This is a genomic window from Streptomyces sp. NPDC053673, assembly GCF_055585225.1.
Window position 1 is genome coordinate 158867 of sequence record NZ_JBVJKN010000008.1, and the last position, 12879, is coordinate 171745.

Sequence of the window (12879 nt, forward strand, 5' to 3'; positions counted from 1 at the left end):
CCCGGAGGGCTTCTCCTGTCGGTGGCTAGGCCACGTCGGGAAGGACCAGCCCGGCCCTGATAGCGACGTTGAGTGCACCGACCTGATCGGCGTTGGCGGTGTGACCGCACTGGGTGCACTCGAACTTCTCTTGGGTAGTGCGGTTCTCGCCGGACACATGCCCGCAGGCGGGGCAGGTGCGGGAGGTGTTGCGGGGGTCCACCGGGATCAGCTTGCGATTGGCGCTCTCAGCCTTATGCGCGAGGATGCCCAGGAACACCCCCAACCCGCATCGTGGATGCTCTTGTTCAGCCCCGCCTTGGCGGCAGCCCCGTTCGGGAGGAATGCACCGGCGTTGTCGGGGTCGGGCTTCGGCTTGGGGGTGCGGATCATGTTCGCGATGCTCAGCCGCTCGTGCGCGATCACGTCGTAGGTGCGGACCAGTGCGAGCGCGGTCTTGTGCGCGTGGTCGGTGCGCTGACGCCGCACCTTGCGGTGCAGCTTGGCGACCTTCTCCACCGCCCGGCGGTGCTTGACGCTGCGGTTCTCCCGCTTCCGGCGCGGAAACGCATCGAGTGCGCGCTGTGCGTCGGCGAGGGCATCGGCGTTGCCGGTGCTGATCCTCTACATGCTGATCGCCCGCCGGCTCGGAGGGGGCTTCACGCTGGGTGGGGCGGTCAAGGGGTGACTGTGTGGTCGACGGGTGCCGTGCAGCCGTGGGCCTTCGCCGATCGGGTGGCGAAGGCGTTGAGCGCCGAGCGGGCGTACGGGGAGGTGGCGTTCTCCTCGACCGGGGAGGAACGCATCACGTACATCGCGCGCCCGGCGGCCGAGGGACAGTCGGCGGTCATGACCAACTCTCGGGTCAGGCCCAGCCGGGATCTGCACGTAGAGGTGGGCCTCCCGGCGGACGGCGAGCACGAGCTCGCCGGGCAGTCCCTTCGGGCAGTCGAGCAGCAGCGACGCGATCGCCTCGCCACCGTCGAGCCGGTCGTCGACGTGCAGCGAGCCCTGGGCGTTCGGCGGGAGGCGGAACGGGAACTCGCCGACCCTCTCGCCCCGCACTTCGGCCACCGGGGCGAGCAGCGCCTCGCCGCGGACCCGGACCTCGGCATCGGGCTCCCACTTCTCAGGGCCGCCGCCCCAGGACAGCCGGCAGTCCAGCAGCGCGCGGCTCTCCTGGTCCGGATCGAGCAGCGTGCCGTACTCCGTCAGTACACCCGCCGAATCGTCCGGCAGAAAGCGGTCCAGCTGGGCCGTCGGCAGCAGTCCGGCACAGGCGCGCTCCAGCTGGGCCCGGTTCTCGGAAAGCTGCCGGTCATGCAGCACGGTCAAGGCGACCGGCAGTCCGCCGGCGACGAGTGCCGCCAGCGCTGTCAGCGCCACGGCCAGGCGCACCTTGGCCCGAGTCGCGAATCCCGGCACGTGTCTCCCCCTCCACGCAAAGATCCACTCCGGACGCTAGCAGACCCGCTACCCGTCGAAGCTACCCGCTGGTACGCTGCGGTCCGACCGCGTGGTACGCGTGTACTCCGACCGCGGCGGTGCGCGAGCAGGCCCCGTCGGAACGACGGAGCGAGACGCCCACCCAATTCGGACCTTCCTACAAGTTTTGACCTTGGGTAAACGCACCGTAGTCAAAGGTGACCCTCTGCTTCTACGGTGTGCCCGTGCACTCCACCCCGCCCTTCAACGCCCCTGCCGCCCGCCGACTGCGCGAGGCGCTGGGGATGGCGCCCGGCCATGTCGCTTACGGACTTCAGGCCCAGTACGGACTCCAGGTCGCCCCGGACACGGTGGCCGCCTGGGAACGAGGGCTGCTCGCGCCGAGCTCCCAGGAACTCACCGCTCTCGCGGGGGTGCTGTGGTGCTCCCCCGCCGAGCTGCTCGGCGCACCCCAGACCCTGCGCGAGCACCGGATGTCCCGGGGCCTGGGCCCCGACGATCTGGCGCGCCGTGTGGGCATGGACACGTCCTCGTACCAGCGGATGGAGGACGGGAACCGCTGGCGCGGCAACGAGCGGCAGACCGCCGCGCTCGCCGAGGTCCTGGCGCTGTCCCCGCGCGAGCTGCTGACGGCGACCGGCAGGAACGAGGAGCTGGCCGAGCTGCTGCGCAGCGCGGCGACGACGCGCTGGCAGGCGTACGTGCGCCCGGTGGGGAAGATGCTGCCGCTGCCCAAGCGGCACCTGGAGGACGTGCTGCAGGAGTTGCACCAGGAGTACCAGGCCCGCATGGTGGCGACGTCGAGCTGGGGCGCGTCGGGAAGCTCCGGCGAGGCGGGCAAGGAGTTCCTGGACCGGGTCGTCGACCACTTCTGGGCACTGACTCCCGGCTAGGCCGTGTCTTCGAAGTCGCGTCCTCCCGGCGGCGTCCGGCACGCACGCTCGCTTGCCCCAGAAGACAGGCCAGGTCCTGCCCGGTCGAAGGTCCGCACACGGTGAGCGCGTCCGACCGACCGCTCGCCGGACGTCGGTTCACCGGAGGACTCGCGCCTCGCGCCGGTTCAGAAGACCGACTCGGCCTCGTGCACCCGGTCCTCGGGCACGGTCTTCAGCCGGGTGACCGCCTCCGCGAGCGGGACCATGACCACCTGTGTGCCGCGCAGCGCGGTCATCATGCCGAACTCGCCGCGGTGTACGGCCTCCACCGCGTGCCACCCGAAGCGGGTCGCGAGCACCCGGTCGTACGCGGTCGGGACGCCGCCGCGCTGGACATGGCCGAGAATGACCGGTCGCGCCTCCTTGCCGAGCCGGCGTTCCAGCTCGACGGCGAGGCGGTTGCCGATGCCCGTGAAACGCTCGTGACCGTACTGGTCGATCTCGCCCTTCTTGTAGTCCATGGATCCCTCGGCGGGGTGGGCGCCCTCCGCGACACAGATGACCGCGAACTTCTTGCCCCGGGCGAAGCGTTCCTCGACCATCTTCACCAGGTCCTCCACCTGGAAGGGCCGCTCGGGCAGACAGATCCCGTGCGCGCCGCCCGCCATTCCGGACTCCAGCGCGATCCAGCCCGCGTGGCGGCCCATCACCTCGACGACCATGACCCGCTGGTGGGACTCGGCGGTGGTCTTGAGGCGGTCGATGGCCTCGGTGGCGACCATGACGGCGGTGTCGAAGCCGAAGGTGCGATCGGTGGAGGAGATGTCGTTGTCGATGGTCTTCGGTACGCCGACGACGGGCATACCGGCGTCGGCCAGCATCCGCGCCGCGGTCAGCGTGCCCTCGCCGCCGATCGGGATGAGCGCGTCGAGATCGTACCGGCGGGCCAACTCCTCGCAGTTCTCCGCGGCTTCGCGTAGCCGGGAGCGCTCCAGGCGGGCGGAGCCGAGGATCGTACCGCCGCGGGCGAGGATGCCGCTCACCGCGTTGAGATCGAGGGGGCGGTAGTGACCGTCGAGGAGGCCCTTGAACCCGTCCTCGAATCCGATGACTTCGTCGCCGTGGCCGGTCATGGCACGGTGCACGACCGACCGGATCACTGCGTTCAGGCCGGGGCAGTCGCCGCCTGCGGTGAGAATTCCGATGCGCATCGTGCTGTGTCTCCTGCTCGCTAGCGGTACGTGTGAGCGGTTCCGATTCTCACACGGCTGGTCTGGACCGCACCCCTCCAGCTGCTCCTCCGGGACACCCGCACACGGCGGGCGCCCTATCCAGCCACGGAGGTATTGTCAAGAGGTCAATGCCACCCTATCGAGTTTTTTCGAGCACACGAGCTCGACCGATGAGCAGGACAGGAGAGCACGCGTGACGCGCAGCGTGTACGTGACCGGGATCGATCGCGGAGACGGCCGCCAGGTGGTGGAGCTGGGAGTCATGGAGCTCCTGACCCGCCAGGTGGACCGGGTGGGGGTGTTCCGTCCGCTTGTGCACGACGGACCCGACCGTCTGTTCGATCTACTGCGTGTTCGCTACCGCCTCTCCCAGGACCCGGCGACCGTGTACGGGATGGACTACCACGAGGCCGCGGCGCTGCAGGCCGAGAAGGGTACCGACGAGTTGGTCTCCCGGCTCGTCGACCGCTTTCTCGCGGTGGCACGCGACTACGAGGTCGTCCTGGTGCTCGGCACGGACTTCCACGCCACCCAACTCCCCGACGAGCTGGCGCTGAACGCCCGGCTGGCCAATGAGTTCGGCGCCTCGGTGATACCCGTGGTGGGCGGCAAGGACCAGCCTGCGGAGTCCGTACGCGCGGAGGCCCGCAACGCCCACCGTGCCTATGAGGTCCTGGGCTGCGACATCCTCGCCATGGTCGTGAACCGGGTGGCGCCGGAGGACCGCGAGGTGATCGCCGAGCGGCTGGCCGCCCGCCTCCCGGTCCCCTGCTACGTCCTGCCGGACGAGCCGGCGCTCGCCGCTCCCACGGTCGCCCAGATCGGCCACGCCCTGGGGGCCACAGTGCTGCTCGGGGACGATTCCGGGCTCGCCCGTGATGCGCTGGACTTCGTCTTCGGCGGTGCGATGCTGCCGAACCTGCTGAAGGCCCTGACCCCCGGCTGCATGCTGGTCACCCCCGGTGATCGCGCCGATCTCGTGGTCGGCGCCCTCGCCGCGCACTCCGCGGGCACCCCGCCCATCGCCGGCCTGCTGCTCACCCTCGACGAGCGCCCGGCCGACGCGATCCTCACCCTGGCGGCCCGGCTGGCGCCGGGCACCCCGGTGCTCTCGGTGGCCGGCGGCTCCTTCCCGACGGCGGCCGAACTCTTCTCGCTGGAAGGAAAGTTGAGCGCGGGCACCCCGCGCAAGGCGGAGACCGCGCTCGGCCTCTTCGAGCGCCATGTCGACACGGCCGGGCTGCTCGCCCGGGTCGAGGTGGCGCGTACCGGCCGGGTCACGCCGATGATGTTCGAGCACGATCTGCTGGAGCAGGCCCGCGCCGACCGGCGCCGCGTCGTGCTGCCCGAGGGCACCGAGGAGCGGGTGCTGCGCGCCGCCGACGTGCTGCTGCGGCGCAACGTCTGCGAGCTGACGCTGCTCGGCGACACCGACGTGATCCGCAAGAAGGCCGCCGACCTCGGCATCGATCTCTCCGCCGTGCAGCTGATCGACCCGGCCACCTCCGAGCTCCGCCAGGACTTCGCCGAGCTGTACGCGGGCCTGCGCGCCCACAGGGGCATGACCGTGGAGCTGGCGCACGACGTCGTGTCGGACGTGAACTACTTCGGCACCCTGATGGTCGAGCAGGGCCTGGCCGACGGCATGGTGTCGGGCTCGGTGCATTCCACGGCGGCGACGATCCGGCCGGCCTTCGAGATCATCAAGACGAAGCGGGAAGCGGCGATCGTGTCGTCGGTCTTCTTCATGTGCCTCGCCGACAAGGTGCTCGTGTACGGCGACTGCGCGGTCAATCCGGACCCGGACGCCGAGCAGCTCGCGGACATCGCCGTGCAGTCGGCGGCGACGGCGGCCCGCTTCGGCGTCGAGCCACGCATCGCGATGCTGTCGTACTCGACGGGCACGTCCGGCTCCGGCGCGGACGTCGACAAGGTGCGTGAGGCCACCAAGCTGGTCCGCGAGCGTCACCCGGAGCTGAGGATCGAGGGCCCGATCCAGTACGACGCGGCGGTCGAGCCGTCCGTCGCGGCGACCAAGCTGCCGGACTCGGAGGTGGCCGGCCAGGCGACCGTGCTGATCTTCCCGGACCTGAACACCGGTAACAACACCTACAAGGCCGTGCAGCGTTCGGCCGGCGCCGTGGCCGTCGGACCGGTGCTGCAGGGTCTGCGCAAGCCGGTCAACGACCTCTCGCGCGGCGCGCTGGTCAGCGACATCGTCAACACGGTCGCGATCACCGCGATCCAGTCCCAGGGTCAGGAGCTCCCCGCATGACCGACTCCCCTTCCGCGTCCCGTGTCCTCGTCCTCAACTCCGGCTCCTCGTCGGTGAAGTACCAGCTGCTCGACATGCGCGACGGCTCCCGGCTGGCGGTCGGCCTCGTCGAGCGGATCGGCGAGCAGACGTCCCGGGTGGTGCACAACCCGCCGGCCGGCAGCGGCGGCGAGAAGCGTGAGCGTACGGGCCCGATCGCGGACCACGCCGCGGCGCTGAAGGCGGTCGCCGAGGAGCTGGCGCACGACGGTCTGGGCCTGGACTCCCCCGAGCTGGCGGCGATCGGCCACCGGGTGGTGCACGGCGGTCTGAAGTTCACCGCGCCGACCGTGATCACCGACGAGGTGCTGGCGGAGATCGAGCGCCTGGTCCCCGTGGCACCCCTGCACAACCCGGCGAACATCACGGGTATCCGTACCGCCCGGGCGCTGCGCCCGGACCTGCCTCAGGTCGCGGTCTTCGACACGGCGTTCCACACGACGATGCCGGAGTACGCGGCGCGGTACGCCATCGACGTGGAGACCGCGGACGCGCACCGGATCCGCCGCTACGGCTTCCATGGCACCTCGCACGCGTATGTCTCGCGCAAGGCCGCCGAACTCCTGGGCAGGGCCCCGGAGGACGTCAACGTGATCGTGCTGCACCTGGGCAACGGTGCCTCGGCGTCGGCGGTCGCGAGCGGCCGGTGCGTGGACACCTCGATGGGACTGACCCCGCTGGAGGGGCTGGTCATGGGTACCCGCTCGGGTGACATCGACCCCGCGGTCACCTTCCACCTCAAGCGGGTGGCGGGGATGTCCGAGGACGATGTCGACGTCCTGCTGAACAAGAAGAGCGGCCTGGTGGGGCTGTGCGGCGACAACGACATGCGGGAGATCCGGCGGCGGATCGAAGCGGGCGATCAGCGGGCGCTGCTCGCCTTCGAGATCTACATCCACCGGTTGAAGAAGTACATCGGCGCCTATTACGCGGTCCTCGGCCGCGTGGACGCGGTGGTGTTCACGGCGGGGGTCGGCGAGAACGCGGCCCCGGTGCGGGAAGCCGCCATCGCCGGACTGGAGGAGCTGGGGCTTGTGGTGGACGCAGGCCTCAACGCCGTACGTTCTGATGAGCCGCGGCTCATCTCGCCGGACTACGCGCGGGTGGCGGTCGCGGTGGTGCCGACGGACGAGGAATTGGAGATCGCCCAGCAGACCTTCGCCCTCGTCGACGGAGGCCGGCCGGCCCACGCCTGAGCGGCCGGGCGCCCATTTGTACATTCCACCAGACGGAATATTCCGCGTAGAAACAAACCGATAGGATCCGCCTTATGCGCCGTTCCAAAATCGTCTGCACACTGGGCCCCGCCGTCGACTCCTACGAGCAGCTGAAAGCGCTCATCGAGGCCGGCATGAACGTGGCCCGTTTCAACATGAGCCACGGAACCCAGGCAGAGCACCAGGAGCGGTACGACCGTCTCCGCAGGGCGGTGGCGGACACCGGCCGCCCCGTGGGAGTGCTCGCCGACCTCCAGGGTCCGAAGATCCGCCTGGAGACCTTCGCCGAGGGACCGGTCGAACTGGTCCGTGGTGACGAGTTCACGATCACCACGGAGGACGTCGCCGGCGACAAGTCCATCTGCGGTACCACGTACAAGGGCCTGCCCGGCGATGTGTCCAAGGGTGACCAGGTCCTGATCAACGACGGAAACGTCGAGCTGCGGGTCGTCGAGGTCGACGGCGCCCGGGTGAAGACGATCGTCGTCGAGGGCGGTGTCATCTCCGACCACAAGGGCATCAACCTGCCCGGCGCGGCGGTGAACGTCCCGGCCCTCTCCGAGAAGGACGTCGAGGATCTGCGCTTCGCGCTGCGGATGGGCTGCGACCTGGTGGCGCTCTCCTTCGTACGCGACGCCAACGACGTCAAGGACGTCCACAAGGTGATGGACGAGGAGGGCCGCCGGGTCCCCGTCATCGCCAAGGTGGAGAAGCCGCAGGCCGTCGAGAACATGGCGGACGTCGTCGCGGCGTTCGACGCGGTCATGGTGGCCCGCGGCGACCTGGCCGTCGAGTACCCGCTTGAGCAGGTCCCGATGGTGCAGAAGCGCCTCATCGAGCTGTGCCGCCGCAACGCCAAGCCGGTGATCGTGGCGACCCAGATGATGGAATCGATGATCACCAACTCCCGCCCGACCCGCGCCGAGGCGTCCGACGTCGCCAACGCGATCCTGGACGGCGCGGACGCGGTCATGCTCTCGGCGGAGTCCTCGGTGGGTGCGTACCCGATCGAGACGGTCAAGACGATGTCCAAGATCGTCACGGCCGCGGAGGAGGAGCTGCTCTCCAAGGGCCTCCAGCCCCTGGTCCCGGGCAAGAAGCCCCGCACCCAGGGCGGCTCGGTCGCCCGCGCGGCCTGCGAGATCGCCGACTTCCTCGGCGGCCGCGCCCTGGTCGCCTTCACCCAGTCCGGCGACACGGCCCGCCGGCTCTCCCGCTACCGCGCCCAGCAGCCGATCCTGGCGTTCACGACGGAGGAGTCGACCCGTAACCAGCTCACCCTGAGCTGGGGCGTGGAGCCGTTCATCGCCCCGTTCGTGGAGACCACGGACGCGATGGTCGACCTCGTCGACGCGGCCCTGCTGAAGCTGCAGCGCTTCAACGAGGGCGACATCATGATCATCACGGCGGGTTCCCCTCCGGGCGTGCCGGGCACGACGAACATGGTGCGGGTGCACCACCTCGGTGGCGTGAAGCACGACTGACGTGCGCCCCGCACGTACGGCGGTGGGCCGCACCCCTTCGGGGGTGCGGCCCACCGTGCGTTACGGGGCCGGACGGCCGGTCCGGCTCCGGCCGGACGCCGATGACACACACGAAGTACACCTCACCGGACCGCACGCAACTGTGGGCCGCACCCCCCGCGGGGGATGCGGCCCACAGCCTTCCGCGGCTCCCGGAAGTCTCTGTCAGGCGCCCGTGTAGTAGTTGTGCAGCCCCGGCACGGTCAGCGTGCCGCCGAACTGGCCTGCCTGCTTGATCTTCACGTTGGTGAAGATCGCGAAGGGGACGTCCAGCGGAGGCGGGGTCGCAGGGCTGAAGGTGACCGGGATGATGCCGAAGAGGTTGCCCTTCAGCTCCTCCGTGTACATGGTCACCGTGCCGTTGCGGATGGTGGACGTGGAGCCCGGGTCCGACGTGACGTGTGCCGTGGTGCCGTTGGGGCCCACCACCAGCTGGTGCAGATCCTTGATGTCGACCCCGGTCGCGGTGAACTTCAGGGCCTTCTTGATCTTGCCGCTGCCGGTCTTGACCTCGACGATGCCGTGGTACTTGAGCCCGTTCAGCGTGAGCTTGGTGCTCTCCAGCCGCCAGGGGTCGTCCGGCAGCAGCGGGATGCCCGGCTCCAGCTCCGCGTTCGCCAGCGCCTCGGGGTCGGCGGTCGGGCACGGGAAGCGGGGCTTGCCGTCGGCGCCCTCGGGGATGTCCTCGTCCTTGACCGGGTCGAGGCCCTTGACCTTGTCGTCGAGCTCCGTCACCTCGGCGCCGGCCTTCTCGGCCGCTTCCTTGATGGCGTCCTTGGTCGTGTCCGAGGTCGCGCCCGTGTCCGTGGCCGTGTCCGCCACGTCCTTGACGGGATCCTTCGCCGGTTCCTCCGGAGTGGCCGAAGCCTCCTCGGACGGCGTCGCCGTGTCGCTCGGTGTCGGCGTGGCCGTCGGCTCCGTGTCGGGGCCGTCGAACAGGTCCTTGATCGCATCACCCACACCCAGCGGGTCCAGCGGGTTCCTGGTCTCGGTGGGCGTCGGCGTCGGCGTCGCGGTCGGCGCGGACTGGGCGGCCTGTGTGCCGGTCGACTCGGAGGCCGACGGGGACGCTCCCGGCTCCGGCTCGTCCTTCGCGTCGCCGGCGTCACCGGACGGGCTCGCCGAGGGCGCCTCAGAGGGCTGCTCGGACGATTCCCCGGCGCTGTCCGACGGCTTGTCGGAAGGCTTCGGCGTCTCCGACGCGGAGGCGGACGGCTCGTCCGAACGCGTCACGCACGGGCCCGGTGCGAAAGGAATGTCCTTGTCGTCCGCGAGCGCGAGCTTGGGCGTCAGACCCATGCCCACGAAGACGGCAGTGGGCATCGCGGCCAGCGCTATCGCCTTGCCCGCGGGTGCCTGGAGCTTGTTCAGCAGCGACTTCCTCGGGGCCGCGTGGCGCGGCCCCCTTCTCTGGCGGGGTTCATCGCCGTCAGCCGCTGAGAGCAGCGTTTCGTCACCCCGCACTGTTCCTCCCGCCGTTGGCATGCGCAATCGAATCCATCACGTTCGGGTCCTCCCCGGCGTGCTGCTCGGGGAGCGTGGGGTCCTCGGCCTCCGGCGACTCGGTCGCCGCCGGCTCTTCCGGCTTGCCCGGCACCCATGCGACGGAGAGGGCTCCACCCAGGAGGGAGAACAGGAAGCCGATCAGGAAGCCGCCGATGTTGGAGACGGGGATGGAGATCAGAGCCAGCAGGATCGCGGCGATACCGGCGAACACCCGTACTGCGCTGTGGAACCACATCGTCAGCCCCAACGTCACCAGCAGTACGCCGATGATCAGCGAGCCCGCACCCGCGGTGGTCGACATGGCAATCGTCATATTGCCGAGGTGCATGTTGGCGTACGGGAAGTACGCGATCGGCAGACCACCGATGAGGGTGAACAGGCCGGCCCAGAAGGGCCGAGTGCCCCGCCAGTCACGGAAGCGAAGCCGCCAGTAGGTGAAGCCGCGGGAACCTGTGGTCTCGGCGCTCATGGAAAACAGCTCCCTGGAACCGGTGTTGCTGTGAAAGTCGAAAGGACCGGGCGGGCCGGACAGCCTGGACCGTCAGGCCCGCCCGCTGAGAGCGCCTAGTAGCACTCGTACTTCTTGGGGTCACCCGTGTGCAGCCCCAGCTTCAGGTTGGGGAGCTTGAAGGTGCCCGCGGTGGTCGCCCACGCGGTCTGCTTCACGTCGGTCAGCGTGGCGATCCTCGCCTGCTGCGCGAAGCCGTACGGGTTGGCCTTCGTGTTCGGCTGGATGCCGGGCGCCTTGGTGGAGCCCGCCGCAACACCGATGTCGATGTCGTCGAACTTGGCGTCCGCCTCGAGGTCGGCGACGTCGAGGTAGATGTTGCCCGCCTCGATGTCCGTACCCTTGTTGCCCGCCTCCAGGCGCAGCGTCACGTTGCCGATGAACGGCACGTTCGGCGTGACCACGGACTGGCACATGTTGGTGATCGTGGCCGTACGGAAGCCGGAGACGGCGACCGGGTGGACCTGGTCCTTGCCGTCAAGGCTCTTGCCGGCGGCGACGCTTCCGTACTGCACGAAGTCGTGACCGACGAGCTTGTCGGCCGTCACCTTGAAGCTCTGGCCCGACACGCTGAACGACGCCGCGAGAGCGCCCTGCGCCAGGCCGACGCCTATCGCGGCCGTGGCGGCCACGGACGGCACCATGACGACCGCGAACCGCTTCCATCTGGTCCCACCACGTACCTGGGACATATCTGTTCCTCCTTCTCGGACGTACATCTCCGGTACGGACCACGCAGGTCCGACCTGGGATGGGAGAAGTGCTACGTCCTCGGGAAGGAGAGCGCCTGTGTATCAGGCGCTAGCCGCGTCCGAATCACCGGCGATCACCCCCGAGCGACAACCACTGGCCACGCCTTCGCGCAACCGCAACGGACAGGCCCTGCCGGTCGGGCAGGAACCCCCCTGTCCTCGGCCGGCGCCTCTGCCGCCGGCCCACTCGGTGGGGACCCAAGAGCGCGTACGCGGCTGGCTGCCGGGCTGGTGCGGTAATGGACCGAGCGTGGCCGATCGTGGTCCATTAAGCGCCGGGGCACAAGGGGGTTCGTTACTGACTAGTAACGGACGTATAACCACGCCACGACCGGGTGATGTCGCCTGGCCACACAGGGTGCCTCAGACCCCGTCGACATATGGGGAGATTGCCGAGAAAAAGCGGACAGAACAACGGGGTTGATTTACTGCGAGTAACAGCGGCCGCGTTTACCAAGTTTTGGTAAAGCGCGGCCGCGCTTTGTCACTCTGTCGCCAAATCGGCGACCACGCCCCGGGCGCTACAGGGCAAATGTCAGAACAGCACTCGGGCCAGTGCCGTACGGGCCGCCGTCACCCGCGGGTCGTCTGCGCCGATGACGTCGAAGAGCTCCAGCAGCCGTACGCGGGCGGCGTCGCGGTCCTCGCCGGCCGTGCGCCGTACGGTCTCGACGAGCCGGCCGAAGGCGTCCTGGACATGACCGCCGGCGAGGTCCAGCTCGGCGGCCGCGATCTGGGCCTGCACGTCGCCGGGCTTGTCCGCGGCGTCCTTGCGCACCGTCTGCGCGTTCATGGACCGCACCCGGCCGAGCAGTTCGGCCTGGGCGAGGCCGGCCTTGGCCTCCGTGTTGCCCGGGTCGTCGGTCAGGACGTTCTTGTACGCCTGGACGGCACCGGCGAAGTCGTCCGCGTCGAGCGCCTGGAGCGCCGCTTCGAGCAGCGCGTCGTGCGGTCCGGCCGGGGCCTGGGACGGGCCCGCGGCGCCCTGTTCGGCATCGGCGTCGGCGTCGACCGTGAGGCCGGTGAGCCCGAAGCGCTCCTCGCCGACCTGGATCAGCTGGTCCAGGGTCTGCCGGATCTGCGGCTCCGGCGCGGCGCCCTGGAAGAGCGGCAGCGCCTGACCGGCGACCACCGCGAAGACGGCCGGGATGCTCTGGATCCCGAACTGCTGCGCCAGCATCTGGTTGGCTTCGACGTCGACCTTGGCAAGCACGAAACGGCCGTTGCACTCCTGGGCCAGCTGCTCCAGCAGCGGGCTGAGCTGCTTGCACGGCTCGCACCACTCGGCCCAGAAGTCGAGGACGACCGGGACCTCCGAGGAGCGCTGGAGGACATCGCGCTCGAAGCCCGCCTCGTCGACGTCGATCACCAGACTGGCAGGGGACACGGCACCGCCGCCGCCCTGGCGCGCGGCCTCCGCGCGGGCCTGCTCCGCCTTGGCCTTGGCCTCTCCGGCCGCCTTCAACGCGGCGAGGTCGACGACGCCGCTCATGGACATGTTCCTAGGCTGCATGAGTACATCCTCCC

At 69.6% G+C, this 12879-nt stretch carries 10 protein-coding genes and 1 pseudogene; 4 read left to right on the forward strand and 7 right to left on the reverse strand.

Annotation, left to right across the window (positions count from 1 at the left end):
• Nucleotides 1-25 precede the first annotated feature (25 nt).
• A pseudogene (locus tag ACZ6ZQ_RS14670) lies at nt 26-585 on the reverse strand (RNA-guided endonuclease InsQ/TnpB family protein); the annotation flags it as partial.
• Between the two features lie 18 nt (nt 586-603).
• Entirely contained in the window at nt 604-1365 is a 762-nt protein-coding gene (locus ACZ6ZQ_RS14675; RefSeq protein ID WP_469768895.1) for a hypothetical protein, read from the reverse strand.
• Between the two features lie 344 nt (nt 1366-1709).
• Between ACZ6ZQ_RS14675 and ACZ6ZQ_RS14680 the strand changes: the two genes are divergently transcribed.
• The gene (locus ACZ6ZQ_RS14680; RefSeq protein ID WP_469768993.1) at nt 1710-2318 is read left to right on the forward strand and encodes a helix-turn-helix domain-containing protein; all 609 of its coding nucleotides are present in this window, start codon (nt 1710-1712) and stop codon (nt 2316-2318) included.
• Between the two features lie 167 nt (nt 2319-2485).
• Here ACZ6ZQ_RS14680 and ACZ6ZQ_RS14685 read toward each other — a convergent pair whose 3' ends face one another.
• Nucleotides 2486-3511, reverse strand: coding sequence for an ATP-dependent 6-phosphofructokinase (locus ACZ6ZQ_RS14685; RefSeq protein ID WP_469768896.1), 1026 nt, complete (start codon nt 3509-3511; stop codon nt 2486-2488).
• A gap of 214 nt (nt 3512-3725) precedes the next feature.
• Between ACZ6ZQ_RS14685 and pta the strand changes: the two genes are divergently transcribed.
• The 3 genes from pta (at nt 3726) to pyk (ending at nt 8547) form a co-directional block, all read left to right on the forward strand.
• Entirely contained in the window at nt 3726-5807 is a 2082-nt protein-coding gene (gene pta, locus ACZ6ZQ_RS14690) for a phosphate acetyltransferase (protein ID WP_469768897.1), read from the forward strand.
• Nucleotides 5804-7042 (forward strand): acetate kinase, encoded by a 1239-nt coding sequence (locus tag ACZ6ZQ_RS14695; RefSeq protein ID WP_469768898.1) that lies wholly within the window; start codon nt 5804-5806, stop codon nt 7040-7042. Before pta ends, ACZ6ZQ_RS14695 begins: the two co-directional genes overlap by 4 nt.
• A gap of 74 nt (nt 7043-7116) precedes the next feature.
• Nucleotides 7117-8547 carry a pyruvate kinase gene (gene pyk / locus ACZ6ZQ_RS14700; RefSeq protein WP_469768899.1) on the forward strand — a complete coding sequence of 477 codons (1431 nt, stop codon included), beginning with the start codon at nt 7117-7119 and terminating at the stop codon, nt 8545-8547.
• Nucleotides 8548-8751: 204 nt separating this feature from the next.
• On the opposite strand, the gene ACZ6ZQ_RS14705 is transcribed toward pyk, so the two are convergent.
• From ACZ6ZQ_RS14705 to ACZ6ZQ_RS14720, 4 genes are all read right to left on the reverse strand, one after another.
• Entirely contained in the window at nt 8752-10050 is a 1299-nt protein-coding gene (locus tag ACZ6ZQ_RS14705) for a hypothetical protein (protein WP_469768900.1), read from the reverse strand.
• Nucleotides 10040-10561, reverse strand: coding sequence for a DUF6114 domain-containing protein (locus tag ACZ6ZQ_RS14710; protein ID WP_469768901.1), 522 nt, complete (start codon nt 10559-10561; stop codon nt 10040-10042). Before ACZ6ZQ_RS14710 ends, ACZ6ZQ_RS14705 begins: the two co-directional genes overlap by 11 nt.
• Nucleotides 10562-10656: 95 nt before the next feature.
• Complete coding sequence (locus ACZ6ZQ_RS14715) at nt 10657-11292, reverse strand: DUF6230 family protein (RefSeq protein WP_469768902.1); 636 nt, start codon at nt 11290-11292, stop codon at nt 10657-10659.
• A 595-nt stretch (nt 11293-11887) separates the two neighbouring features.
• On the reverse strand, nt 11888-12865 hold the full coding sequence (locus ACZ6ZQ_RS14720) for a tetratricopeptide repeat protein (protein WP_469768903.1): 978 nt from the start codon (nt 12863-12865) through the stop codon (nt 11888-11890).
• Nucleotides 12866-12879 lie beyond the last annotated feature (14 nt).

What these genes read in the sequence shown, in the direction of transcription:
- ACZ6ZQ_RS14680 (WP_469768993.1), top strand. Translation starts at nt 1,710, where the DNA reads ATGGCGCCCGGCCATGTCGCTTACGGACTTCAGGCCCAGTACGGACTC.
- ACZ6ZQ_RS14685 (WP_469768896.1), bottom strand. Translation starts at nt 3,511, where the DNA reads ATGCGCATCGGAATTCTCACCGCAGGCGGCGACTGCCCCGGCCTGAAC.
- ACZ6ZQ_RS14695 (WP_469768898.1), top strand. Translation starts at nt 5,804, where the DNA reads ATGACCGACTCCCCTTCCGCGTCCCGTGTCCTCGTCCTCAACTCCGGC.
- pyk (WP_469768899.1), top strand. Translation starts at nt 7,117, where the DNA reads ATGCGCCGTTCCAAAATCGTCTGCACACTGGGCCCCGCCGTCGACTCC.
- ACZ6ZQ_RS14710 (WP_469768901.1), bottom strand. Translation starts at nt 10,561, where the DNA reads ATGAGCGCCGAGACCACAGGTTCCCGCGGCTTCACCTACTGGCGGCTT.
- ACZ6ZQ_RS14715 (WP_469768902.1), bottom strand. Translation starts at nt 11,292, where the DNA reads ATGTCCCAGGTACGTGGTGGGACCAGATGGAAGCGGTTCGCGGTCGTC.
- ACZ6ZQ_RS14720 (WP_469768903.1), bottom strand. Translation starts at nt 12,865, where the DNA reads ATGCAGCCTAGGAACATGTCCATGAGCGGCGTCGTCGACCTCGCCGCG.